The following is a 23555-nucleotide window of genomic DNA, read 5'->3' as shown; positions in this document are numbered from 1 at the left end:
GGGCGGTCGTCAGCGGGGGAGCACCGGTGCGTCGACGGGCAGTCGGAACGCTTCGCGTGCTTCGACCGCCGGATCCGGACCCGGCTCGCCCATCGACCGCCGTACTTCCTCGTAGCCGGGCTGGGTGAACATGCGGCGCAGCGACGCGTCGTGGCCGGCGCCGTCGGTCGGCACGTCCACGTCGTGCACTCGCCACCCGTTCCGGCCCGGCGTGAGCGTGACCACCAGTGGGCTGTGGAGGCCGGCCGACTCGACCAGTGCACCGTCCCGCCGGGCGTACTCCGAGCAGTTCGCGATCAGTCCTACTCGCACGGCACCGTCGATGTGACGGGTCTCCACCCAGCGTTCGGCGCAGAACCAGCGGCCCTTCAGCGGGCCTGGCCAGGTGAGCTCCCGGTCCGTCGGGAGGGCGGCGTGCACGACGGGCCCGACCTCCCGCAGGAGGGTCTCGTCGAGCTCCGGCTTCGCGTCGGTGACCAGCAGGACGGCCGCGGTGCCCGCGAGCAGGAGCCCGGCACCGGCGGACAGCGCGGTCCAGCGGCGGTTCCAGCCCGGCATGGCGACCCCCGGTGTCGGCTACGAACCACAGGACGCACCGGAGCAACCCGGGGTTGTCCCCAACCCCGCCGGGTGGCTGCACGGACCGGTCTTCGCGCCGGCCCACCGCGAGGCCACCGAGGGTGTCCGGTTGAGGTCGTGATCGGTGGGTATGTCTGATCCGACGAGAAGCGAGGAAGGGAGACCGTGATGGCCGGTCTGTTCAACCGGATCAAGAACTTCATGCGTAGCCCGCGTGGTCGGCAGATGACCACCAAGGCGGGAGAGATGGCGAAGGATCCGCGCAACCGTGAGCGCGCTTGCCAGGCCGTGGAGAAGTTCCGCCGCAAGCGCTGACGCCGGTCCACCGACCCGGCTGGCCGCGCCGGGGCTGTGCCGGCGCGGCCCGTGAGCCAGGCGCTCGTCAGGGTGCCCCCATGACGAGTCCCTCGATGGTGTGCTTCTGCTCGACCGGTTCCAGCTCGTCCACGACGCGGCACGGCAGGTGCGCGAGCAGCGACTCCGGCAGCTGGGCGTGGTAGGCGCGGGTGACCTGGAGGTCGTGCCGTTCGTCGTTGCCGGCGCCGGGGGCGTCGACGCCCAGGACGAGCGTCGGGCGCGGGGTGTCCGAGCGGTTGGCCGTGCCGCGGTGGATGGTGAGCGCGCTGCGGGCGGAGATGTCGCCGCGGCGGGTGAGCCTGCGCCGGCCGAGCTCCTCGTACCGCGGCCAGTGGTCGCGCGGCGGGAACATGCCGTGCTCGAACTCCGGGCTGTCGTCCCACTGGGTGCCCGGCGCGATCTCGAAGGGCCCCATCTCCGGGGTGACGTCCACCGTGGTCAGGTTGAACGCCAGTGAGGTGAGCCGGCGGTCCCGGGTGGTCTCGGGCGGCGCCGGGAAGTCGCGGTGCCACGGCTGGTTCACCGCGCCGGGCAGCGGCACGTCGAAGCCCACCTCCACGATCTGGTAGTCCGCGCCGAGCACTCCCTCGCACACGGCCGTGACCCAGGGGTGGGTGACCAGGTCGAGGAACCCGCGCAGCCGCTCGGGGTGGATCTCGACGTAGTAGCGGTTGGGGCCGCGCCCCACCGCGGTCCCGGGCAGCTCCAGCGACTCCCGGAAGATCGTCATGATGTCCTCGCCGAGCCGGTCGACCCACTCCGTCGAGAACGCCCCGCGCCGCGCGACGATGCCGTCGGTGTAGAGCCCCTGGACCAGCTCCTCGACCTCCTGGGCGCTCGGCGTGGTCACCTCGCCTGCCATCCGTCCTCCCCGCGCGATCGCGATCAACACCACCACCGACGATCGCACACGCCCACCGGCATGGTCTACCCATCCGGATCGCGCGCCCACCGGCTCTATGATCGCCCCATGGGTCTCCAGTTCGAGGTTCTGGGGCCGCTGACGGTGTTGTCGGACGGTACCGAGGTCGTGGTGCGGAGCCGCCAGCAGCGTGCACTGCTCGCCGGCCTGCTGCTGCGCGCGAACCGCGAGGTGCCGGTGCACACGTTGATCGACTGGGTCTGGGACGGGGCGCCCCCGAACCCGGCGGGTGGCCGGGCGGCGCTGCATACCCGCGTCGCGCGGCTGCGGCGCGTGCTCGGCGACCCGTCGTGCCTGCAGACCACCTCGGCCGGCTACCGCATCGACGTCGGTCCCGAGGAGCTCGACCTGCTGCGGGTCCGGCAGCTGGCCGACGCGGGCCGGGCGGCGGCCGACGCGGGCGATCCGGTGGCGGCGGCCCGTGACCTCGGTGCGGCCGTGGCGCTGTGGCGCGACGTTCCCCTGCGCGACGTCGACTCCGAGGTGATGCACGCCGAGGAGGTCGCGCCGCTGCTCGTGTGGCGCGCCGATCTCCTCCACCAGTGGGTCGACGCCAGCCTGGCGGTCGGCCGGACCGACGACGCGATCAGCGGGCTGCGTGAGCTGACCAGGACCGACCCGTTCAACGAGCAGATCTGGTCGACCCTGCTGCTGACGCTGCACCGCGCCGGCCGCCAGGCCGACGCCGCGAAGGCGTACGACCAGGTCGTCGAGCTCCTGGCCGACCAGTTGGGCGTCGAGCCGGGACCGGTGTTGAAGCAGGCGCACCAGGAGGTGCTCAATGCCGGACGGGACCGGCCGTTCCGCGTGCCGGCGCAGCTGCCACCGGACGTCACCCGCTTCCAGGGGCGCGTCGAGGAGCTGGCGGAGCTGGACCGGCTGCTGGCCGAGCCGCCCGACGCCGTGACCATCGTCGCGATCGACGGCATGGCCGGGATCGGGAAGACCGCGCTGGCGATCCACTGGGCGCACCGGGTGCGGGAGCACTTCCCCGACGGGCAGCTGTACCTCAACCTGCGTGGCCACAGCCCGCAGGGTCCGGTCGAGCCGCGGTCCGCGCTGGGCACGCTCCTGCTCTCGCTCGGGATGCCCCCGGAACGGCTACCGGCGGACATCGACGCCCGCACGGCCTTGTTCCGCACCGAGCTCGCCGGCCGCCGGATCCTGCTGGTGCTCGACAACGCCCACGATGCCGAGCAGGTGCGCCCGCTGCTGCCCGGCAGCTCCGCGTTCGTGTTGATCACCGGGCGGAACCGCCTGCGCGGTCTCACCATGGACGGCGCGCGGTCGCTGCGGCTCGACGGGCTCGGCACGGCGGGCGGCCTCGCGTTGCTGGAGGGCATCGCGGGCGCGGGTCGGGTCGCCGTCGAGCCGAACGCGGCGGCCGACGTGATCCGGCGGTGCGGTGGACTGCCGCTGACGATCCGGATCAGCGCGGAACGCATCGCCCGCTACCCGGAGGTGCCGTTGCGGGAGTTCGCCGACGAGCTGGCCGAGCACTCGCTCGGCGGGTTCGACCTCGGCGACGACGACCTGCGGTCCATCTTCGACGCGTCCTACCGCGACCTCGCGCCCGACGCGGCCGAGCTCTTCCGGTTGCTGGGCGTCGTCCCGGGCACCGACATCGGCGTCGCGGCCGCGACGGCGCTGGCGGGTAGGCCGCCGAGGCAGACCAGGTCGCTGCTGACCGCGCTGGTCTCGGCGAACCTGCTCGAGGAACGCCGGCCGGGCCGTTTCGAGCTGCACGACCTGCTGCGCGACTACGCGATCGAGCTCGACGACGGGTCGGCGCGACCGGCGCTGCGCCGGTTCGTCAGCTGGTGCCTGCAGAGCGGTACGAACGTGGACAACCGGTGCGACCCGGAGCGCAAGAGCCCGATACCGCTGGTCGACCCGGAACCGGACGTGGCGCCGCTGCTGTTCGCCGACTCCACCGAGGCGATGCGGTGGTTCGAGGAAGAGCGCCCTGCCCTCGTCGGGGCCGCTCGGCTCGCCGCCGCGTACGACTGGTGGGACCTCGCGTTCGGCCTGGCGTGGGCGCTGTGGCGGCCGCTGGAGTCCCTCGGCGCGAAGGACGACGCCGTTGTCCTCGCCGAGGTCGGGGTGACCGCCAGTGAACACCTGGACGAGCCGGCCGCGCGCAGCGCCGCGCTCAACCTCCTGGCCACCGCCTACCGAGTGGCCCGCCGGCCCGACGAGGCGCTCGCGTGCTTCCGGCGCAGCATCGAGATCAGCGCGGCGAACGGGGCGCACCGCGTGCGGGTGGCGACGTTGAACAACATGGGCAACCTGCTGAAGGAGGAGGAACGCTTCGACGAGGCGATCGCCGCCCTGACCGAGGCCTTGACGACGAGCCGCGAACTGACCGGTTCCTACGGCGAGGCGACGATTCTCGGCAACATCACCGACGCCCTGCGGGAGGACGGCCGCCTCGACGAGGCGCTGGGCACCGCGTACGAGGCCCTTGCCTGCAACCGCGGCGACGAGAGGGTGGTCCTGGGCCAGATCGGTGACGTGCACCTCGACCGCCAGGAGTACGACGAGGCCATCGAGTTCTTCACCAAGGCACTGGCCGGTGAACCGCTTTCCCGCGGTCGCAGGCAGGAATCCGCCATGCACGCCGGCCTCGGCCACGCGCGCCGCGGCAAGGGCGACATCGCGGGTGCCCGGGCGTCCTGGGCGGAAGCCCTCGACATCCTCACCCGGATGGGCGAGGCCGACACCCCCAAGGCGAAGGCACTCCAGGTCGCACTGGCGGAGACCGCCGCCGCCCAGACGAACGGGCGAGCCGTCAGCTGACGCTGCCAGGACCGGGACAGCACCCCCCGTGGACCCCGTCCCGGTCCTGGTCATCGCGGTCACGGAAGCATGATCGGCACGCCGAGGCCGTCGAACTGAGGTCGGCATGGCCTCGGCGCAGCCGGACATCATCCGTGCCATCCCCCGTGGTGCGGCGCCTGGCTCAGATGCCGGTGACGCACCAGAGCCCCCCGTCGTTCTTCGCCATCTCGACGGTGAAGTCCTCGCTGTGGCCACCCGCGGACATCGTGATGCTGGCCTGCGCGGTGTCGCCGGACTTCTGGACGTCGTTCACCGTCGCCGAGAGCTGGATGCCGTCGTAGCGCGACAGCTCGCTGTAGAGGTCGGCGGCCTCCTGCTCGGTGCAGGCGTAACGCCGGATCGTCTCGGTGTCGTGCTGCTCGACCACGCGGACGACCTCGTCCGCCATGGCCTCGGGGCTCGGGCCGCCATCGCCCGTGCCGCCGTCGCCACCGTCGGAGCCACCGTCCGAGCCCTCGTCGGAGCCGCCGTCGTTCGAGCCGCTGGAGTCGGTGCCGCCGTGCTGGGAGCCGCCGTTGGAGCCGCCGGGCAGGGCGGCCCCAGACGTGTGAACGGACCCGGTGCCGCCCGCGGTCGCCTTGCCGTCGTCACCCCCCGTGAGGACGACGGCAAGGACGACCGCGACGACCGCGACGACCACGACACCGACGAAGCCGACGATCGCGCCGGTGCTCCGCCGCCGCGGCGGCGGGTACGGACCGTAACCACCCCCGGGTGGCGGATACCCCGGTGGTGGCGCGCCGTAGCCGCCCTGCTGTGGATATGACACTCGAAGTTCCCTCCCTGTGGATACCCGGGGGAACGTAACGAGGATGTCTTTCACCGCCCTTTCAACTCCCTGTCACTCGACGTGCTCGGCGACATCACCCGAGGCGGCGGCGGATGAGCAGGCGTTCGCGCCGTCGAGGTGCACCATGGCGGGTGTGAAGCTGAAGCTCGATCTGCACGACATCTACAACCGCGGCGCGGAGATCGACCGCGCCCTACAGGCGATCATCGACGAGGCGGTCGCCAAGAAGGCGCCGTTGGTGGAGATCATCCCGGGCAAGGGCTCCGGCGCGTTGAAGAAGCGGGTGCTGCGCTTCCTCGACCGCAAGGAGATCAAGGCGATCTACCACCGGGTGGAGAAGGACTCGGACAACTTCGGCCGGATCTTCGTGCACTTCCGCTGGAAGTAGGCGTCCGCACGACCGTCCACTCGTCCGCCGCCGGCCGTGAGATAGGTGTAGCAAGCACGCATAAGGAGTCACGATGAGCAGAAGCATGCGTTGACAGCGGGAGTTCTCGCTCCATAACATGTGCAAGTCGCACATATTATTGGAGGGAGACGAGTCATGGTGGATGTCGTGGAGACCGGGGTGCTCATCAGCGGGGCCGGAGCGGCCGGGCTGACGTCGGGGATCGACCTGGCGCGCAGGGGAGTGCCGCTCGTGCTGGTCGACAAGGCGCCGCACCCGTTCATCGGGTCGCGGGGCAAGGGGATCCAGCCCAGGAGCCAGGAGGTGTTCGAGGACCTCGGGGTGATCGACCGAGTCGTCGCGGCCGGGGGCGAGTACCCGCCGCAGCGGGCCTACACGGACAACGGGCCGGTGGACAGCCCGGTCGGGGAGCTGTCCCCGGCGACGACGGCCGAGCCGTACCAGATTCCCTTGATGGTGCCGCAGTTCCGCACCGAACGCGTCCTGCGTGACCGGCTTGCCGAGCTGGGGCAGGCCCCGCGCTACCGCCACGAGCTGGTGGGCTTCGAGGCCGACGGCGACGGGGTGACCGCACGGCTCGCGACACCGGGCGGCGAGCGGATCGTGCGCGCGGCGTACCTGGTCGGCACGGACGGCGGGGCGAGCTTCGTCCGCAAGAGCCTCGGGATCGGGTTCGAGGGCAGGACCCTCGGCGTGCGGGCGATCGTGGCCGACGTGTACGCCGAGGGGGTCTCCGCGGCGTTCTGGCACCGGTGGGGCGAGAACACGTCCGCGCAGGTGTCGCTGTGCCCGCTCCGCGGCACGGAGATGTTCCAGCTCCAGGCGCCGGTCCCGTTCGACGTGGACGTCGACCTCTCCGCGGCCGGGCTCACCGCGTTGCTCCGCGAGCGCACCGGCCGCGACGACGTGACCGTCCGGTCCGTGTCGTGGGCGTCGGCGTTCGCCATGAACGCGCGGATCGCCGACACCTACCGGCGGGGCCGGGTGTTCCTGGCCGGGGACGCGGCGCACGTGCACCCGCCGACCGGTGGGCAGGGCCTGAACACCAGCCTGCAGGACGCCTACAACCTCGGGTGGAAGCTCGCCGCCGTACTCGGCGGCGCCGACGAGTCGCTGCTGGCCACCTACGAGCAGGAGCGCAGGCCGGTCGCCGAGGAGGTCCTCAACCTGTCCACCCGGCTCCTGCGCGAGGACCGGCGGCGCATGTCCCGTGGCCGGGAGAGCAGCCAGCTCGACCTCGGCTACTCCCGCTCGTCCCTGGCGCTGGCCGACCCGGACCGCGACAAGGGCGTGCTGGCCGGCGACCGCGCCCCGGACGCGCCCGTCACCGGTGCCGGTGGCCCGCCCACCCGGCTGTTCACCCTGTTCCAGGGGCCACACTGGACCCTGCTCGGCTACGAGGCCGACCCCGGGTCGGCGCCGACGGCACGCGCCGGCCTGCACGTCCACCTGGTCGGTGGCGACATTCGGGACACCGGCGACCACGTCCGGGACACCTACGGCCTCGAGCCGGGCCAGTGGGTGCTCGTCCGCCCCGACGGCTACGTCGCGACCGTCACCCGTGACGTCTCGAGCGTCGAGCCCTACCTCCAGCGTGTCGGCGTGTCCGCGCCCTGATCGCGGTCCGCCGGCCGCATGCCCTGCGGAGTGTCAGAGACCCAGGGCACCCACGAGCAAGGCGACGACGGCGTCGCGGTTGTCCGGGCTGTCCCGCCACCGCAGTCCGCGGCCGGCCTCGACCACCACGCCGAACCCGGCGTGCACCAGTACCCGGGCCTGGCGCGAGTCGAGTTCCGGACGCGCCGACCGCAGTTGCCGCTCCCACACCGCGATGTGCTCGCGCTGCGCGACGACCAGGGGGCGCCGCAGGGTGGCCGGCAGACCGGCGAGCTCCGCGTTCGCGACGTTGGTGAGCGCGGTGTGCTCGAAGCTGTAGGCCACGTAGGTCGCCGCCAGTGCGACCACGGCGTCGTGCGGGTCGACCACCCCGAGGAGGTTCTGTGCCACCGCCTGCGCCAGGAGTCCCGCGGCCTGCAGGCAGGCCGCCGCGAGGATGTCGGCCTTGCCGGGGAAGTAGCGGTAGATCGCGGACGGCACGAGCCCGACGGCCTCGGCGATCCGGCCGTTCGTGACGGTGGTGAACCCGTCCTTCTCGAACAGCGGGATGGCGGCCGCGAGGATCTCCGAGCGCCGGGTGCGGGGCACGGGCTGGGTGGGTAGCTCGACGGAGCGTGCGCTCCCGGTGGCCGCCGTCGGGTCGGTCGCCACCACGCGCGTGGCGGCCGCCAGCAGCACCTCCTCGACCCGGCGCTGCGCGATCGAGGTGCGGTGCATGGTGATGGACCCGATCACGCCGAGTGCCGCCGCGGCACGCAGGTGCTCGTCGGGCAGCGGGTGCTCGCGCCGCACCACGTCGGTCACCCGCCCGACGACGTGCGCGAACTTCGCCCGGAGCACCTGGCGGTCCTCGCGGTTGAGGTAACGGGACTCCCACCGGTACAGGCCGCCCGCCGCCCGGTGGGCGACGGTGACCCGCGTGACGGCGGCGAGCACGTCCACCAGGGCCGCTTCGGCGGGCACCTCGTCGAGCACGGCGACGAGCCGGTCCACCAGGACGTTCGCGCACTCGGCGAACAACGCGTACTTGTTCGGGAAGTGCCGGTACAGGGCCGCCGCGGTGATGCCCACGCTGGCGGCGATCTCCTCCATGGACGCCGCGTGGTAGCCGTGCTCGCTGAACGCCCGACCGGCCGCCTCGACGATGAGCTGCCTGCGGTTGCGCGGCCGGACGGCCGCGGCCGCTTCGGCGGTCACCGCGGCACCCGGGCGGACGTACGCGGGGACAGGGCCATGCGTGCCAGTCAACCACGGGACGAACCAGACCGACGCGACTCGCCCCCGCGTGACTGCCGGTTTACATCTTCCTTCTCGCGCAGCGGCGCTCGCCTGCGTCCATGGTCATGCGCGCTCCCGTCGGCGTAGGGACCGATTCAGGTGGGGATTCCCTTGCCGACGGCCGATCCGCTTCGATATGTTAATGAAGAATCTCATTCTGATGCGTCTGAGATCGTGGCTGGTTTGCTACCGCGACACCCTGCACAAGCGGTGCCTATGCCTACCAAGGAAGCCAGGTAAGTAAATGAGCAATCTCAGCAGGAGGAACGTCCTTTCGCTCGGTGTTGCGCTGGGCCTGGTCGGCGTGGCGGGCGCTGCCCCGGCCTGGGCGTCGGCGGGCTCGGCGGCCGGCGCCGCCGCGGGGAGCGACCCGTGGTGGGTCTGGGACGACGAGGTCGACCGCCTGGTGGCGGGCCTCTTCGACAACGGCCAGGTGCCGGCGGTCAACACGGCCCTGCGGTCGTGGGTGAACAACGGCGACCCGCTGCCCAGCGGCCTGCCGGCCGACCTCGCCGCCTACCTGCGGCGGGTCACCACGCTGCCGTCCTGGGCCGACCGCGCCAAGCTGCGCCTGGCCGCCGACTTCAACCGGCGCAAGGACACCTACCTGTTCATGCTCTACGGCCTCGGCAGCGGCATCATGAGCACGGTGATCCCGCGGGAGGCCGCGTCGGTCTACTGGTCGGCGGGCGGTGCCGACATGCAGGACCGCGCGGCCAAGACGTTCACCTTCGGCTACGACCTCAGCGAGCTGAACGCCTTCGACCCCGCGGGCCAGTTCCTGGTCACGTCCAACAAGACGCGCCTCGTGCACGCGGCAGTGCGCCACCTGCTGCCGCGGTCGCCGCACTGGCAGCAGGCGGTCCCGGACGAGCAGATCCCGATCAGCAACGGCGACATCCTGGTCACCTTCCACAGCCTCGGCACCTTCGTGCACCGGAAGCTGCGCGAGTGGCACGTCCCGATGACGGCCGCGGAGGAGGATGCCTTCCTGCACTCGTGGCAGGTCGCCATCCACCTGCTCGGCGTGCGCGACGAGTTCATCCCCCAGACCTGGGCCGCCGCGGACGCGCAGTCGGCGCAGGTGCTCACCCCGATCCTCGCCCCGACGCGGGAGGGCAGGGAACTGGCCGAGGACCTGCTCGGCCTGACCGCGCAGATCGACCTGGGCGTCACGCGCGGGTTCCTCAACGAGTTCGTGCGCTACGTGCTCAGCGACGCGATCGGCGACTGGCTCCAGCTGCCACGCGACTACGCGGCGGCGGCCCTGGTCCGCACCGGGTGGCCCGCCTACATCGCGTTCCGGGAGGGGCTGCTGCCGATCATGCCCGTCGGGTTCTACATGTTCGACCAGTTCATCCGCGCGCTGGCGATGCTGTTCCTCGACAAGGGCACCTCACCGACGGCCACCCTCATCACCATCCCCACGGGCAACCGGCCCTGAGCCCGGCCCGACGACCCGGCACGTCCGCGCGCCGGGTCGTCGGGGGGTGAGCCGTCAGGGGTTCGCGTCCCGGTACCGCAGGATCCCCTCGACACCGAGGAGGAACGTCTCGCAGACCGGTACGGGGTCGGTGAGGCAGCCCGCCGCCATCGCGCCGTCCCGCAGCATGACGAAGTGCCTCGCCGCGGGTTCGGGTGCCGTCTCCCCGGTCCGCGCCAGCAGTTCGGTGACGGTGCTCAGGAACCACTGCCGGTGGGCGAGGACGGCCTGGTGCACCGGGTGCGCGGGGTCGGGGTACTCCGCCGCGGCGTTCAGGAAGGCACATCCCCGGAACCCGGGCGAGCGGATGCCGTCGGCGATCGACGCGGCGACCGCCCGGACCACCTCGGCCGGGGCGCCCCCGGCGGCGCGGGCGGCTCCCACCTGCGCGCGGATCGCGTCGTCGGCGGCGCGCAGGTAGGCGACCACGAGGTCGTCCTTGCCGGGGAAGTGGCGGTACAGGGTCGCGCGGGTCACGGACGCCTCGGAGATGATCCGGTCGACGCCGACCGAGTGCAGTCCCTCGGCGTAGAACAGCCGGCTCGCCGTGGCGAGCAGCCGGGATCGTGCTTCGGACACCGTTTCGCTCCCCTCCACTGGCGCCACCGTAGCAGATAGAACGTTCGGTCTTGACGTAGTGCGAGGCTCGTGCCAGTGTTCGATCCACAGGACCGAACGTTCTATCTACTCGGCTGCACCGTCAGCCATCCGAAGGAGACCGGATGAGCACCATCACCGATCGGGCCGTCGGCGCCGGGCTTTCCCTGCGCCGGTTGTACTTCGTCCGGTTCGCGTTCGCCGTCGTCTGGGCCGGACTGCTGTTCGCGACCGCGTCGGGACTCGGCGCCGTCAGCGGCACGCTGCTGGTGCTCTACCCCGTGTTCGATGCCGTCGCCGCGGTCGTCGACGCCCGCTCGTCGAAGGCGACCAGGCCGGTGCCGGGGCTGTACGTGAACATCGCGGTCAGCCTGCTCGCCGCCGCCGGCCTCGCCATCGCCGCGTCGTCCGGGATCCCGGCTGTCCTGCGTGTGTGGGGGAGCTGGGCCATCGTGTCGGGCCTCGTCCAGCTCCTCGTCGGTGCCGGCCGGCGCGGTCTGGGCGGTCAGTGGCCGATGATCGTCAGCGGCACCGTCTCCGTGGTGGCCGGGGCGTCGTTCATCGTTCAGGCCGCGAAGGACGGTGCTTCGCTGACGACACTGGCCGCCTACGCCACGCTCGGCGGCGTCTTCTTCCTCCTCTCGGCGCTGCGGCTGGGGCGTACCGCCAGGTGACCCGCTCGCTCGCCGGCGGTCGGGGCGGCGGCGGCGCTGTCGGGGGTCTGCGGGAGAGTCAGGGGGTGGAGTCGATGCTCGAGGTGCGGAACCGGATCGTGGCGTGCCGGGCCTGTCCCCGCCTGGTGTGGTGGCGCGAGGCCTGCGCCGAGCAGCGGCCAGCGCGGTTCGCCGGCGAGGAGTACTGGTCGCGGCCGGTGCCGGGGTTCGGCGACCCCGACGCGCGGATCTACGTGGCCGGTCTGGCCACCGCCGCGCACGGCGGCAACCGGACCGGCCGGGCGTTCACCGGCAACTCGACGGCGAGCTGGCTCGTGGCCGCCCTGCACCGCGCCGGGTTGGCCGACCAGCCGGTCTCCGAGCGCCGCGACGACGGGCTGCGGTTGGCGGGGGTGTGGTTCGGGTCGGTGGTGCGGTGCGCCCCGCCGGGCAACCGGCCGACCGCCGCGGAACGGGACGCCTGCCTGCCGTTCCTGGCCGCGGAGGTCGACGCCCTGCCCGCGCTGCGCGTCGTGCTGTGCCTCGGCGCGTTCGCCTGGCGGGCGGTGGCGCGGTGGGCGGGAGCGCGCCCGCTGCCGCGGTTCGCACACGGTGCGGAGCAGGTGACCCCTGCCGGTCTGGTGCTGCTGGGCAGCTATCACCCGAGCCGGCAGAACACCAACACGGGCGTGCTGACCGCGGCCATGCTGGACGCCGTGGTCCACCGTGCGAAGGAACTCGCCGCCGCACCGGCCTCGACCGTGACCCGGTCATGCGCCGAATCCTGACCCTGCGGACGCCGCGGGTCACGGCCGGAGGTAGATCGTGATGGAGTGACCGACCTCGTCGATGGGTGTGCTGCCGTCGATCAGCGCTGCCAGGCGGTCGTCGGCCCTGGCGACGGCGGAGTCCGACACGATGAGCAGCCCGCGCACCCGGGCCGGCGGCACGGCGAGGGGGTCGGCGGCGTTGATGCCGTAGTAGGACGGCACGCCGCTGCCCTTGTAGACGAGCCAGACCCGCTCACGCGGGTAACGCTGCCTCAGGCGGTCCGACAGCCGGCCCAGATCCTGGCCCCAGTCGACGTTCGAGTCGTGCAGGCGCAGGTGGGTCCTCGCCGGGCCGCCGAAGGCCTCGTTGGAGTACGGCAGGTAGTACGGGAACGTGCTCAGCGCGCTGACCGCGGCGTAGGTGACCAGGACCGCCGCGGCGACGTGCGCCCACCGCGGCCGTAGCGCGACCACCCCGGCCGCCGCGACCGCCAGGAACATGGGTACGAAGATCGCGTACCGGGCGCCGAGGTCGCGCTCGCTGTTCATGGCCGAGACCAGCAGCACGGCCGTGGGGACGAGCACGTACAGCGCCGGCAGGCGCAGCCGGGGGACCGCCAGCAGTGTGACGGTGCCGGCCAGCCCGAGCGCCAGCGCGCCCAGCGGCGTCTTCACCAGCAGCGCGGCCGGCACGTAGTACCACAGCGAACCGAGGTACTGCCGGCCGAACAGGAAGCCGCCCCACACCTGGTCCTCGAAGCCGAACTGGACGCGCATCCCGTCCCGGTACGGCCGGGGGAACGGCAGCCAGTCGACGAGCGCGCGCAGTCCGTGGACGGCCGGCAGGCCCGGTGGCGTCTCGAAGCGCAGCCGCGGATCCACGGCCAGGTAGGAGGCCCACACCACCGCGACCGCGATCAGCACCACCGCGGCCGCCGCCGCCACGACGAGCCCGGCGGTCCTGCGCGGGTCGGGATCGCGTGCGCGGCGGGCGTGCCAGACGGACAGCGCGACCAGCAGCAGCAACACCGGAACCGCGGCCAGGGCGCTCATCTTCGTGGCGAGGGCCGCGCCGAGGGCGAGCCCCGCGAGGGGGAGGTACAGGACGGGGCGGCGCCGGGCCCGCCACAGCAGCCAGACCGACGTCAGCAGGAACCCGGCGACCGGCACGTCGAGCGTGGCCAGCGACCCGTGCGCGATCACGTCCGGCGAGAACGCGTACAGGGCGAGTGCCACCATCCCGCCCACGGGTCCGACCAGATCGCACGCGAACGCGAAGACGACCAGCCCGAACAGCAGCGTCAGCACGATCATCGGCAGCCGCGCCAGCAACATCACCCGTCCCGGGTCGTTGCCCGACTCGTACAGCACGTGCCGGCCGAGCTGTGACTGGTCACCGGCGAACGCTGGGTCGAGCCGTACGTCGGCGAAGGCCAGCCCGGTCGCCATGATCAGCTTGCCCAGCGGCGGATGCTCCGGGTTGTACCGCAGGTCGTGCTGCCGCAGGTAGACCACCGCCGTGCCGACGTAGACCGGCTCGTCGATGGTCGGCGTCTGCTCCACGGCCGTCGTGACCATCGCGAACGCCATCTCGGCGAGCAACACGACCACGACCAGCGCGAAACACCACCGCCGGTGCCGCCGCAACCAGTCGAACCGGCGCCCGTCGCCGGCCGCCGGCGGTTCCTCCGGGGTTACCTCGGCCGTGCTCGGAGCCAGGCTGGTGGTGGGTGACAACCCGAAGGTCCTTCCGTCCGAGGAACAGTCGCCACTGCGGGGCCGGCGCCCGCCCAGGAGCACGGACACCGTCCACCCTAGGACGGATGTGAGGCTGTCCGGTTGTTCGGGCGCCATCGGCGTCGCGAGTGGCGATCGTCGAACTCGGCAAGGACGAGCGGGGGCCCGGCCAGCCGGCCGGGGCCCGACCCGGTGAGGTACCGCTCGTGGTGCGGGCCATTCCGGTCGAGACCGTCGAGAACGAGCTGGGGGACATGGTGACCCGCCACCCGCGCGGCGACCGGTGGCGAGCGCGGTGCCGTCCCACGGCGGGCGTCAGGGGCGCAGCCCGTCGATGAAGATGTCGACCAGGTGCCGGCCGTAGCCGGGTTCCTCGCCGGGCACCGGCTGGCTCAGCAGGGCCACCGCGTGCAGGACGTCCTTGGCGTCGATGTCGGCGCGGACCCCGCCCGCCGCGGCCGCGGCCGCGATCATCGTCTCGAGCACGGGCCCCATGCGCTGGTAGAAGTGTTCGCGCAGCGCCTGGTGCGCCTCGCCCGCCGACTGGAGGGCCGACGCGAGGCCCGCCTTGGTCGCGACGAGCTCGGTGTAACGCCGGATCCACGTCACCAGCGCCGCCGTGGGCGGGTGGGTGGCGCGCAGCTGCGGGCCCGCGTCGGCGCAGGCGTCGATCTCGCGCTCCAGCACCGCGATGACCAGGTCCGAGCGCTGCGGGAAGTGCCGGTAGAGCGTTCCCACCCCGACACCCGCCCGGTCGGTGATCTCCTTCGCCGGTGCGTCCACCCCGGACGTGGCGAAGACGGCCTTCGCCGCCTCGAGCAGGGACTCGAGGTTGCGTCGTGCGTCCGCGCGCCGCCGGCGCGCGGCCGAGGTCTCGGTCACGGCCGTCCTCCACTCCACTTGCGTAACCGGAAAGCCTTTCCGTATGGTTGCGGAAAAGCTTTCCGGTTCACGATACGGCAGGAGACCGCCATGCGGTACCGCACCCTCGGCCGGACGGGCATCAAGGTCAGCCCGTACGCGCTGGGCACGCTGATGTTCGCCACGTCCATCGGCAACCCCGACCCCGCCGACTCGATCCGCGTCCTGCACAAGGCGCTCGACGCGGGCATCAACTTCGTCGACACCGCCGACGCCTACGCCGACTCCGAGGAGATCGTCGGCCGGGCACTGAAGGGACGGCGCGCGAACGTCGTGCTCGCGACCAAGGTCAGCCGCCCGATGGGGGACGACCCCAACCAGCAGGGCGCGTCCCGGCGGTGGATCACGACCGCGGTCGAGAACTCGCTGCGCCGGCTGGGCACCGACCACCTCGACCTCTACCAGATCCACCGCCCCGACCCGGCCACCGACATCGAGGAGACCCTGTCGGCGCTCTCCGACCTGGTCCACAGCGGCAAGGTCCGGGCCATCGGCACCTCCGGGCTGCCGGCCTCCGACATCGTCGAGGCCCAGTGGGTCGCCGAACGGCGCGGCCTGGTGCGGTTCCGGACCGAGCAGCCGGCCTACTCGATCCTCAACCGCGGGATCGAACGCGAGGTGCTGCCCGTCGCGCAGCGGTACGGGCTGGGCACCCTGGTGTGGGGGCCGCTCGGGCAGGGCATGCTCACCGGCCGCGTGCGCAGGGGCGAGCGGAACGACCTGCGCCGTGCGCGTTTCGTCGACCACCTCCACGACGAGCGCCGCCTCGAGGTCGTCGAGCGGCTCGTCCCGGTCGCCGAGGAGGCGGGCCTGCCGCTGACCCACCTCGCCATGGCGTTCACCATCGCCCATCCCGGGGTGACCAGCGCCCTGCTCGGCGCCCGCACCGAGGACCAGCTGGACGACCTGCTGGCCGGCGTCGACGTCGCCCTCACCGACGACATCCTCGACCGCATCGACGAGATCGTCCCCCCGGGCACGGACGTCGGCGCGCTCGACCAGGCCTACCAGCCACCGGCACTGCTGACGCCGAACCTGCGCCGCCGCCCCGTCACCGACCGCCGCGCCGCCTGAGAACGTCGCGTTGACGCTCGGCATCACCGGCTCTGTCGTGTTCGGACTGTCACCGGGACCTGAGGAGGTGGGCGGGGAGTGCCACTTCCGGGTGGCGCGCACTCCCGATAGTGGGAACTGTGCGCGTGAGCGGTGTGGGGAATGGCGCGTGAGGCTACTCGCGTGAGCCCATACCCTCCGGAAAGGAGCCGTGTAATGTCCCGTACCTTTCGTGGTTTGGCCGCTGGTGCGGCGGCCGTGTTGGCGTTCACCGGGATCTCGCTGACCGTCGCGAGCCCGGCGCAGGCCGACCAGGACAAGTGCACGCAGATTGCCGGCGGCGACAACGGTGGTGACAACGGCGGCGGTGGCGGTGACAACGGCGGCCAGAACGGCAACGACGACAACAAGTACGACGTCGCCTGCAAGGCGGCCGGCGACGGCCATCTCGACGCCTGTATCGCGCTGCTCGTGGTCGACGACGTGAAGCTGGACACCGCGATCAAGGCCTGCAAGGCCGCACACGAGGACGGTGGCGGCGACGACCAGAACCCCCAGCCGATCACGACGTCCTGACCAGGTCTCGACGAGGTCGCCGCACGTCCGTCCACTTCGGCCGGTCGCACCGACGCGGCTCTTCTACCGGTTCAGTTCGCGCCACGCCGCTCGTCGGCGGCGTTGTTCGGCGGGGTCGGCCACGGGTGCGGCGGCGAGCAGGCGCCGTGTGTAGGGGTGCAGCGGCTGGTTGAGCACGGCCGCGGTGGGGCCGTGCTCGACGACGTGCCCGCGGTGCATGACGGCGACCCGGTCGGCGAGTTGTTCGACGACGGCCAGGTCGTGGCTGATGAACAGGCACGCGAACCGGTGCCGGCGCTGCAGAGCGCGGAGCAGGTCGAGGATGCGTGCCTGCACGGACACGTCCAGCGCGCTGGTGGGTTCGTCCGCGACGAGCAGGTCGGGGTCCAGGGCCAGTGCGCGGGCGATGCACACGCGCTGGCGCTGGCCGCCGGACAGCTCGTGCGGGTACCGGTGGCGCAGGTTCGCGGGGAGCGCGACCATCTCCAGCAGCTCGTCGACCCGTCCGTCCACGTCGGCGCCCCGCAGTGCCCGGTGGAGGCGGATGGGCTCGGCGATGCTGGCGGCGACGGTGGCGCGCGGGTTGAGCGAGGACAGCGGGTCCTGGAACACCACGCCGATCCGCCGCCGCACCGCTCTGCCGGTGCGGCGGTCGGCGCGGTGGATGTCCGTGCCGGCCACGAGCACCGTGCCGTGGGTGGGCGGGATCAGGCCGGTGACGGCGCCGGCCACGGTGGTCTTGCCGGAGCCGGACTCGCCGACCAGGCCGAGGATCTCGCCGGGTTCCACGTGGAGGCTGACCAGGTCGGCCGCGCGCACGGTGATCCGCCGGAACCGGCCGCCGTAGCTCACCGAGAGGTCCGTCACGTGCAGCACCGGCTCCACGGCAGGCGTGTCCGGGACCGACCGCGTCGCCGGGTGTTCCGCCGCGGCCGTGTGCGTGCCGCCGGCCTCGACGATGTCACCGGTCTCGCCGAGATCGCCGGTCTCGCCGGGATCGCCGTGCAGGGCTCGTTCCACCGCGGCGGTGGCGGCGCCGCCGAGTGAGACGACCGCGCCGAGCAACTGCTTCGTGTAGTCCTCGCGCGGGCTCGCGAAGACGTCGGTGACGCCGCCCTGCTCGACCACCCGCCCCTCACTCATGACCACGACGCGGTCCGCGATGTCCGCGACGACGCCCATGTCGTGGGTGATCAGCAGGATCGCGGTGCCCAGGTCCGCGCGCAGGTCCCGGAGCAGCTCGAGGATCTCGGCCTGCACCGTCACGTCCAGCGCGGTGGTCGGCTCGTCGGCGATCAGCAGCACCGGGTCGTTGGCGATGGCCATCGCGATGACCACGCGTTGCAGCTGCCCGCCGGACAGCTCGTGCGGGTAGGAACCCAGTCGCCGCGCGGGTTCCGGCAGCCGCACCAGGTCGAGGAGCCGCACCGCTCTGCGCCGGGCCGCCGCGGACGACACCCGCTGGTGGGTGCGGACGGCCTCGACGAGCTGGACCCCGATCGTGAGGACCGGGTTGAGCGCGCTCATCGGCTCCTGGAAGATCATGGCGATCTCGTTGCCCCGCACGGCACGCAGCTCCGCCGGGCGCAGCGCGTACAGGTCCCGCCCGCGCAGGCAGGCCCGACCGGTGACGCTGGCGGTGGCCGGCAGCAGCCCGAGCAGCGACATCGCGGTCACCGTCTTGCCGGCGCCGGACTCACCCACCACGGCGAGCACCTCGCCCTCGGCCAGCGCGTAGCTGACGTCCTGCGCGGCCGGTGGTCCGTCGGCGGAGAACGCGATCGTCACGCCCTCCACCGACAGCAGGGGAGCACTCACCTGGCGAGCCCGACCAGCCGGTAGTCCGGGTAGGCGGGGAACTCGCCGATCTGGAAGTTGACGACCTTGGACCCGTGCAGGAAGGAGTTGCGGGTGTAGATCAGCGGCACGACGGGGGAGTCCTCGAGGATCTTCCGGTCGATCGCCGCCCACTTCCTGCCGGCCGCGCCCTGGTCGACGGTGCTCTGCGCCTCCTCGATGAGCCGGTCGACGTCCGGATTCCTGTAGCGCGCGGTGTTGTAGCCGCCGCCACCGATCTCCGACGACGCGAACAGCGGCTGGAGGTTCGCGTTCGCGCTGGGGAAGTCCGGCTGCCACGCCTCCAGGGTCAGGTCGTAGGTCGGGTTGGGGTTCGTGGTCACCTCGGCGTCGTAGGCGTCGCTGTCCAGCGAGCGGATGGTCACCCTGATGTTCGCCTTCGCCAGCGCGGCCTGGATGGCCTGCGCCTTCTCCGGGTAGTTGTTGACGTTGCCCACCACCAGCTGCAGGTTGTCCAGACCGTTCGGGTGCCCGGCCTCGGCGAGCAGCTTCTTGGCCTTCTCCGGGTCGCCGGTCGGCTTCGTCTTGTAGAGGTCGAACTCCTCGCGCCCGCCGATGCCCGGCGTGATCAGGGTGGTGGCGATGTCCCCGGCGAGCCTGGCGTTGCCGGCCGACGCGACCTGGTAGGCGCTCTTGTCGACGGCGTACTGGAAAGCTCTGCGCACCTTGGGGTCGGTGAGCACACCGCGCTGGGTGTTCAGCGCCAGGAACGCGAGCGCACCCGACTCCGAGGTGACGAGCCGGTCGGTGGCCGAGGAGTTCCCCCGCAGCTGCGCGAGCTCGGCGGGGGAGACGAACGACGCCCCGAAGGCCGACTGGTCGTCCCCGCTGTCGTCGATGAGGCGTTGCGAGATCACCGAGGTGTCCTGGCCGAGGGAGAACACGATCTTGTCCGGCAGCCCCGGCCGCAGGCCGTCGATCTTCTTGTTCCAGTGGGTGTTCCGGGTGAGGGTGACCGCGACCCCCTTCTCGTAGGAGGCCACCTGGTAGGGCCCGGACGTGACGGGGTGCTCACCGTAGTCGGCCTCGGCGCCCTTCCCCTTCGGCACCGGGGAGAACGCGGGTGTGCTGACCACCCACGGCCAGTCGCCGTAGGCGCGGCTCAGGTGGAAGACGATCGTCCTGTCGTCCGGGGTCTCGATCGAGGTCAGCTCCTTGCCCTCGAACGGACCCTGGTAGCCCGGTCCGCCCTCCAGCAGCGTCTTGTGGTAGCCCAGCCCGCCGGTGAACGCGGGTGCGAACGAACGCTCGACGCCCCACTTGATGTCGGCGGAGGTGATGGGGCTGCCGTCGCTGAACCGCAGGCCGTCCTTGAGGGTGAACGTCCAGGTCCTGCCGCCGTCACTGGCCTTGCCGGTGTCCTCGGCGAGGTCCGGCACCACCGTGGTCGTCCGTCCTTTCGCGACCTTCCAGGTGGTGAGCCTGCGGTGCACCAGGCCGTTCGAGGTGATCGCGAGCCCCTGGCTCCTGGCCGGGTCGAAGGGGAACGTCGTCTGGTCGGTCAGAACCGTCAGCGTGCCACCGGGTCTCAGGTCGTCCGACGCCGTGGCGGACCGCGACTCCTTGTCGTTGGCGCCACAGGCCGCCAGCAGCAGCACGACGCCGATCGCGGCTGCGAGCCGGCGTGATCCGAGGTTCATGGTCTCCCCTTCAGTTCAGGCGCACCCGTGGGTCGAGTACGCCGTAGAGCACGTCGACGACGAAGTTCGCGACGACGATGAGAAGTGCGCCGAACAGGGTGCAGCCCAGCAGCAGCGGCAGGTCGAGCGCGTGCACCGCGTCGATCATCAGCGAGCCGACGCCGGGCATGCCGAACACCCGCTCGGTGATCACCGCGCCGCCGAGCAGGCCGCCGAGGTCGAGGCCGAACACGGTGACCACCGGCAGCAGCACGTTGCGCAGCGCGTGCCGGCGCACGACCGTGGCCTCGGTGAGCCCCTTCGCCCGTGCGGTGCGGATGTAGTCCTCCCCGAGCGCCTCGAGCATCTGGCCCCTGGTGAGCCGGGCGTAGATCGCGGCGTGCAGGAACGCGAGCACGAGCCACGGCAGGACGAGGTGCCACGCCCAGTCCACCGGGCTCTCGGCGAACGGCACGTACCCGTGTGTGGGCACCATGTCCAGGGTGACGCCGAAGACGAGGATGCCGACGAGGCCGGTGAGGAACACCGGCGTCGACACCCCGGCCACCGAGCCGATCATGGCGATCCGGTCCGCCGGGCGGCCCGGCCGCAGTGCCGACAGCACGCCGACACCGACGCCGGCCAGGAGCCACAGCACCGCGGCACCGACCGCGATCGAGGCGGTCACGGGCAGCCTGCTCGCGATCAGGTGCAGTGTCTCCTCGTTCTGCTGGAACGAGTAGCCGAAACACGGCGCGCCGCAGTGGATCGCCGTCGGGCCGCTGCCGAACGTCCGGCCGGTGAAGATCCCGCCGAGGAAGCTCGCGAACTGCTGGTACCACGGCTGGTCGAACTGCATGAACTTGCGGGCGGTGGCCAGCGACTCCGGGCTGCACGGCCGCCCGCAGGACAGCCGTGCCGGGTCGGCGGGCAGCAGGTAGAACACCACGAACGTGACGAACGCGATGACCAGCAACACCACCACCATGCCGGCGAGCCGGCCGGCGACGAACCGCGCGATCCGCACTACGAACGCCCCCGTCCCCTCGTGTCCGCCTTCGGGTCCAACGCGTCGGCGAGGCCGTCGCCGAGCAGGTTGAACGCGCACGTGGCGAGGAACAGGAAGATGCCGGGGAAGATCAGGAACATCGGGTCGGTCGGCACCCAGCTGACCGCGTCGCTGATCGACCGACCCCAGCTCGGCGTCGGCGGCGGGATGCCGACGCCGAGGAACGACAGCGCCGCCTCGATCCCGATCCGTTCCGGGATGGACAGCGTGGCCACCACGATGATCGGCGCCCACAGGTTGGGCAGCAGCTCGGTGGTGAACACGTGCCGGGGACCGGCGCCCATCACGTGCGCGACGCGCACGAAGTTCCGCTGGCGCAGCGTCAGCGTCTGCGCCCGCACGATCCGGGCGACCTTCGGCCAGCCGAAGAACCCGAGCACCACGATCAGCAGCAGCGGTCGCGGAATGCTCGGCGGCGCGACCGCGCCCAGCGCGATCATGAAGATCAGGTAGGGGAAGCCGAAGATCACGTCCCCGGTCCACCGCACCAGCCGGTCCCACCAGCCGCCGAGATACCCCGCGCTGGTCCCGATCAGCACCCCGAGCAGCATCGCCAGCGCCGTCGCCGCGAGCCCGATCAGGAACGAGGTCCGCGCGCCGTGGACGACGATCGCGAACAGATCCCGGCCCGTCAGCGGCTCCACGCCGAACCAGTGGGTGCCGCTGACCCCGCCCAGCGGCCCGGCGGGCAGGCCGGTATCCGGATCCAGCGCCTCGTTGTGGTAGCCGTAGGGATCCTGCCCCTCGACCGCCGCCAGCACGGGCGCGGCCACGGCGACGACACCGAGCGCGACGATCGTGACCGCACCGGCGAAGGCCCACCGGTCGGCACGCATGGCACGCCACACGGCCACCGGAAGTGACCGTGCGACCGACGGGTTGGTCAGCTCGTTCAGCCGTACACCACCACCCGGGCGGTGACGGCCATCCCCACAGGCAGGCCGGCGTTCACGGGATGGAGCGTCACACTCAGTGCCCGACGGGGCAACGCATGGAAGCAGTGTCCCACGATGTGGACGTCCGGGGTGCTGCCCGGGAGGTCTCACGCGCTGGACGTCGTTGACCACCCTTGGTCACCGTGTCACGCTCCTGGTGTCGTGCCTGGCATCCCTTTGTCCTCAGTGGAGCGTGGTCGTGATCGACGAGAGCAGCTACGACCGGATCCGCATGGCGCAGTGGTTGGCCGGCCGGGCGCGGTCGGACGGGCTGCGGCGCAGGGACGTGCTGCGGGCGCTCGGCGTGGCCGGGGCGCTGGCCGTCGTGCCGGCCATGTCGGCGGTCGTGCCGGCCGTGCCCGCCGCGGCGGCGGGACCGATCGTCAAGCCGCTGCCGCCGGAGTTGTTCGACGTGTTCGGCGGCAACGCCGAGATGCGCTGGGAGTCGATGCGGGACCAGGGTTTCCACACGCCGGTGGACCGGTTCTTCGTGCGTGACCACACGGCCACGGCGCTCGTCGACCCGAACACGTGGCGGCTGCGGCTGTTCGGCGCCGGACTGCGGGGCGCGCCGAGCCGGGAGAACGCAGTCGAGTTCAGCCTGGCGCGGCTGCGCCGGCTGCCGTCGGTGTCGGTCTCGGCGTTCGTGGAGTGCGCGGGCAACGGGCGGAGTTTCTTCGCCACGCAGCAGAACACGCCGGTGCCGGGCACGCAGTGGCGGCTCGGCGCGGTCGGTGTGGCGCGCTGGCGCGGAGTTCGGCTCGCGACCGTGCTGCGGCTGGCGGGGCTGCGTGCCTCGGCGGTCGACGTGCTGCCCGAAGGGCTGGACGCCGAGTTCGTCAGCAACGGGGTGAACCTCGGGCACGTGCGGCGCCCGCTGCCGATCGCCAAGGCGCTGCGGGACGTGCTGCTGGCCTACGAGATGAACGGCGAGCCGCTGCCGCCCGACCACGGCGCACCGGTGCGGCTGGTCGTGCCGTCCTGGGTCGGCGTCGCGAACATCAAGTGGGTGGGGGACGTCGAGGTCGCCGACACCCCGCTGTTCTCGCCGTTCAACACCCAGCTGTACCGGCTGTACGGGCCGCGGTACCCGGCCGAGGGCGCCCCGGTCACCACGCAGAACGTCAAGAGCGCGTTCGAGCTGCCGTGGCAGGGCGCCACGCTCGCCGCGGGCCGCACGCACCTGCTGCGCGGCCGGTCCTGGTCCGGCAACGGCCGCATCCGTGACGTCCGGGTCAGCACCGACGGCGGCGCGACCTGGCGGCGGGCCCACCCGCGCACCGCGCAACGGGGAGGTGCGGCGTGGCTGCCGTGGGAGCTGCCGTGGCGGCCGGAACCGGGCACCTACGAGCTGATCGCCGCGGCCACCGACGAGACCGGCGCCACCCAGCCCACCGAGGTCCCGTTCAACACCGGCGGCTACCTCTACGGCGCCCAGGTCCGGCACGCCGTCACCGTCGCCTGACCTCCGCGTCCACTGTGGACAGACGCG

General features: G+C 72.1%; 22 protein-coding genes. 11 read left to right on the top strand and 11 right to left on the bottom strand.

What is annotated here, in order from left to right; genetic code table 11:
* Positions 1-9: 9 nt before the first annotated feature.
* Positions 10-558 carry a hypothetical protein gene (locus ACJ73U_RS37905; protein ID WP_407782593.1) on the bottom strand — a complete coding sequence of 183 codons (549 nt, stop codon included), beginning with the start codon at positions 556-558 and terminating at the stop codon, positions 10-12.
* A 189-nt stretch (positions 559-747) separates the two neighbouring features.
* On the opposite strand from ACJ73U_RS37905, the gene ACJ73U_RS37900 reads away from it, so the two are divergent.
* Positions 748-894, top strand: a complete 147-nt coding sequence (locus tag ACJ73U_RS37900) for a hypothetical protein (RefSeq protein ID WP_407782592.1) — start codon at positions 748-750, stop codon at positions 892-894.
* Positions 895-961: 67 nt separating this feature from the next.
* Here the strand turns inward: ACJ73U_RS37900 and ACJ73U_RS37895 are convergent, their stop codons facing one another.
* Entirely contained in the window at positions 962-1798 is an 837-nt protein-coding gene (locus ACJ73U_RS37895) for a phytanoyl-CoA dioxygenase family protein (RefSeq protein ID WP_407782591.1), read from the bottom strand.
* A gap of 108 nt (positions 1799-1906) precedes the next feature.
* Here ACJ73U_RS37895 and ACJ73U_RS37890 point away from each other — a divergent pair, with 108 nt between their 5' ends.
* Complete coding sequence (locus ACJ73U_RS37890) at positions 1907-4657, top strand: BTAD domain-containing putative transcriptional regulator (RefSeq protein WP_407782590.1); 2751 nt, start codon at positions 1907-1909, stop codon at positions 4655-4657.
* A gap of 163 nt (positions 4658-4820) precedes the next feature.
* Here the strand turns inward: ACJ73U_RS37890 and ACJ73U_RS37885 are convergent, their stop codons facing one another.
* Complete coding sequence (locus ACJ73U_RS37885; protein WP_407782589.1) at positions 4821-5468, bottom strand: hypothetical protein; 648 nt, start codon at positions 5466-5468, stop codon at positions 4821-4823.
* Between the two features lie 154 nt (positions 5469-5622).
* Between ACJ73U_RS37885 and ACJ73U_RS37880 the strand changes: the two genes are divergently transcribed.
* Together ACJ73U_RS37880 and ACJ73U_RS37875 are read left to right on the top strand one after the other, a co-directional pair.
* Entirely contained in the window at positions 5623-5877 is a 255-nt protein-coding gene (locus ACJ73U_RS37880) for a Smr/MutS family protein (protein WP_407782588.1), read from the top strand.
* 156 nt (positions 5878-6033) lie between these two features.
* Complete coding sequence (locus ACJ73U_RS37875; RefSeq protein WP_407782587.1) at positions 6034-7515, top strand: FAD-dependent oxidoreductase; 1482 nt, start codon at positions 6034-6036, stop codon at positions 7513-7515.
* A gap of 33 nt (positions 7516-7548) precedes the next feature.
* Here the strand turns inward: ACJ73U_RS37875 and ACJ73U_RS37870 are convergent, their stop codons facing one another.
* Complete coding sequence (locus ACJ73U_RS37870; RefSeq protein WP_407782586.1) at positions 7549-8712, bottom strand: TetR/AcrR family transcriptional regulator; 1164 nt, start codon at positions 8710-8712, stop codon at positions 7549-7551.
* Positions 8713-9037: 325 nt separating this feature from the next.
* Here ACJ73U_RS37870 and ACJ73U_RS37865 point away from each other — a divergent pair, with 325 nt between their 5' ends.
* A complete protein-coding gene (locus tag ACJ73U_RS37865) occupies positions 9038-10237 on the top strand; it encodes an oxygenase MpaB family protein (RefSeq protein WP_407782585.1) in 1200 nt (399 codons plus the stop codon).
* Between the two features lie 54 nt (positions 10238-10291).
* Here ACJ73U_RS37865 and ACJ73U_RS37860 read toward each other — a convergent pair whose 3' ends face one another.
* Complete coding sequence (locus tag ACJ73U_RS37860) at positions 10292-10855, bottom strand: TetR/AcrR family transcriptional regulator (protein ID WP_407782584.1); 564 nt, start codon at positions 10853-10855, stop codon at positions 10292-10294.
* A 143-nt stretch (positions 10856-10998) separates the two neighbouring features.
* On the opposite strand from ACJ73U_RS37860, the gene ACJ73U_RS37855 reads away from it, so the two are divergent.
* Positions 10999-11547, top strand: a complete 549-nt coding sequence (locus ACJ73U_RS37855) for a hypothetical protein (RefSeq protein WP_407782583.1) — start codon at positions 10999-11001, stop codon at positions 11545-11547.
* Between the two features lie 74 nt (positions 11548-11621).
* Positions 11622-12314, top strand: coding sequence for a uracil-DNA glycosylase (locus ACJ73U_RS37850; protein WP_407782582.1), 693 nt, complete (start codon positions 11622-11624; stop codon positions 12312-12314).
* Between the two features lie 18 nt (positions 12315-12332).
* Here the strand turns inward: ACJ73U_RS37850 and ACJ73U_RS37845 are convergent, their stop codons facing one another.
* Positions 12333-14033: an ArnT family glycosyltransferase gene (locus ACJ73U_RS37845; protein ID WP_407782581.1), complete on the bottom strand. Its 1701-nt coding sequence runs from the start codon at positions 14031-14033 to the stop codon at positions 12333-12335.
* Positions 14034-14161: 128 nt separating this feature from the next.
* Between ACJ73U_RS37845 and ACJ73U_RS37840 the strand changes: the two genes are divergently transcribed.
* On the top strand, positions 14162-14371 hold the full coding sequence (locus ACJ73U_RS37840) for a hypothetical protein (protein ID WP_407782580.1): 210 nt from the start codon (positions 14162-14164) through the stop codon (positions 14369-14371).
* Here the strand turns inward: ACJ73U_RS37840 and ACJ73U_RS37835 are convergent.
* The gene (locus tag ACJ73U_RS37835) at positions 14349-14915 is read right to left on the bottom strand and encodes a TetR/AcrR family transcriptional regulator (RefSeq protein ID WP_407782579.1); all 567 of its coding nucleotides are present in this window, start codon (positions 14913-14915) and stop codon (positions 14349-14351) included. The genes ACJ73U_RS37840 and ACJ73U_RS37835 overlap by 23 nt on opposite strands.
* Positions 14916-15005: 90 nt before the next feature.
* Between ACJ73U_RS37835 and ACJ73U_RS37830 the strand changes: the two genes are divergently transcribed.
* Positions 15006-16028 (top strand): aldo/keto reductase, encoded by a 1023-nt coding sequence (locus ACJ73U_RS37830; protein WP_407782578.1) that lies wholly within the window; start codon positions 15006-15008, stop codon positions 16026-16028.
* Between the two features lie 195 nt (positions 16029-16223).
* The gene (locus tag ACJ73U_RS37825; protein WP_407782577.1) at positions 16224-16583 is read left to right on the top strand and encodes a hypothetical protein; all 360 of its coding nucleotides are present in this window, start codon (positions 16224-16226) and stop codon (positions 16581-16583) included.
* 63 nt (positions 16584-16646) lie between these two features.
* Here the strand turns inward: ACJ73U_RS37825 and ACJ73U_RS37820 are convergent, their stop codons facing one another.
* Genes ACJ73U_RS37820 through ACJ73U_RS37805 form a run of 4 tightly spaced genes read right to left on the bottom strand, consistent with a single transcriptional unit; the run spans position 16647 to position 21964 of the window.
* On the bottom strand, positions 16647-18401 hold the full coding sequence (locus ACJ73U_RS37820; RefSeq protein ID WP_407782576.1) for a dipeptide ABC transporter ATP-binding protein: 1755 nt from the start codon (positions 18399-18401) through the stop codon (positions 16647-16649).
* Positions 18398-20080 carry an ABC transporter substrate-binding protein gene (locus ACJ73U_RS37815; RefSeq protein ID WP_407782575.1) on the bottom strand — a complete coding sequence of 561 codons (1683 nt, stop codon included), beginning with the start codon at positions 20078-20080 and terminating at the stop codon, positions 18398-18400. The genes ACJ73U_RS37820 and ACJ73U_RS37815 overlap by 4 nt, the downstream gene beginning before the upstream one ends.
* A gap of 10 nt (positions 20081-20090) precedes the next feature.
* Positions 20091-21086: an ABC transporter permease gene (locus ACJ73U_RS37810; RefSeq protein ID WP_407782574.1), complete on the bottom strand. Its 996-nt coding sequence runs from the start codon at positions 21084-21086 to the stop codon at positions 20091-20093.
* Positions 21086-21964, bottom strand: a complete 879-nt coding sequence (locus ACJ73U_RS37805; protein ID WP_407782612.1) for an ABC transporter permease — start codon at positions 21962-21964, stop codon at positions 21086-21088. Before ACJ73U_RS37805 ends, ACJ73U_RS37810 begins: the two co-directional genes overlap by 1 nt.
* 298 nt (positions 21965-22262) lie before the next feature.
* Between ACJ73U_RS37805 and ACJ73U_RS37800 the strand changes: the two genes are divergently transcribed.
* On the top strand, positions 22263-23528 hold the full coding sequence (locus ACJ73U_RS37800; protein WP_407782573.1) for a sulfite oxidase: 1266 nt from the start codon (positions 22263-22265) through the stop codon (positions 23526-23528).
* The last annotated feature ends 27 nt before the right edge of the window (positions 23529-23555 follow it).

The sequence above is a fragment of the Actinophytocola sp. genome (assembly GCF_045807065.1).
Lineage (GTDB): Bacteria > Actinomycetota > Actinomycetes > Mycobacteriales > Pseudonocardiaceae > Actinophytocola.
Note: the sequence above shows the minus strand (reverse complement) of the source record. Positions and strands in the feature narration are given on the sequence as shown.

What these genes read in the sequence shown, in the direction of transcription:
- ACJ73U_RS37905 (WP_407782593.1), bottom strand. Translation starts at nt 558, where the DNA reads ATGCCGGGCTGGAACCGCCGCTGGACCGCGCTGTCCGCCGGTGCCGGG.
- ACJ73U_RS37900 (WP_407782592.1), top strand. Translation starts at nt 748, where the DNA reads ATGGCCGGTCTGTTCAACCGGATCAAGAACTTCATGCGTAGCCCGCGT.
- ACJ73U_RS37895 (WP_407782591.1), bottom strand. Translation starts at nt 1,798, where the DNA reads ATGGCAGGCGAGGTGACCACGCCGAGCGCCCAGGAGGTCGAGGAGCTG.
- ACJ73U_RS37890 (WP_407782590.1), top strand. Translation starts at nt 1,907, where the DNA reads ATGGGTCTCCAGTTCGAGGTTCTGGGGCCGCTGACGGTGTTGTCGGAC.
- ACJ73U_RS37875 (WP_407782587.1), top strand. Translation starts at nt 6,034, where the DNA reads ATGGTGGATGTCGTGGAGACCGGGGTGCTCATCAGCGGGGCCGGAGCG.
- ACJ73U_RS37865 (WP_407782585.1), top strand. Translation starts at nt 9,038, where the DNA reads ATGAGCAATCTCAGCAGGAGGAACGTCCTTTCGCTCGGTGTTGCGCTG.
- ACJ73U_RS37855 (WP_407782583.1), top strand. Translation starts at nt 10,999, where the DNA reads ATGAGCACCATCACCGATCGGGCCGTCGGCGCCGGGCTTTCCCTGCGC.
- ACJ73U_RS37850 (WP_407782582.1), top strand. Translation starts at nt 11,622, where the DNA reads ATGCTCGAGGTGCGGAACCGGATCGTGGCGTGCCGGGCCTGTCCCCGC.
- ACJ73U_RS37830 (WP_407782578.1), top strand. Translation starts at nt 15,006, where the DNA reads ATGCGGTACCGCACCCTCGGCCGGACGGGCATCAAGGTCAGCCCGTAC.
- ACJ73U_RS37825 (WP_407782577.1), top strand. Translation starts at nt 16,224, where the DNA reads ATGTCCCGTACCTTTCGTGGTTTGGCCGCTGGTGCGGCGGCCGTGTTG.
- ACJ73U_RS37815 (WP_407782575.1), bottom strand. Translation starts at nt 20,080, where the DNA reads ATGAACCTCGGATCACGCCGGCTCGCAGCCGCGATCGGCGTCGTGCTG.
- ACJ73U_RS37805 (WP_407782612.1), bottom strand. Translation starts at nt 21,964, where the DNA reads ATGCGTGCCGACCGGTGGGCCTTCGCCGGTGCGGTCACGATCGTCGCG.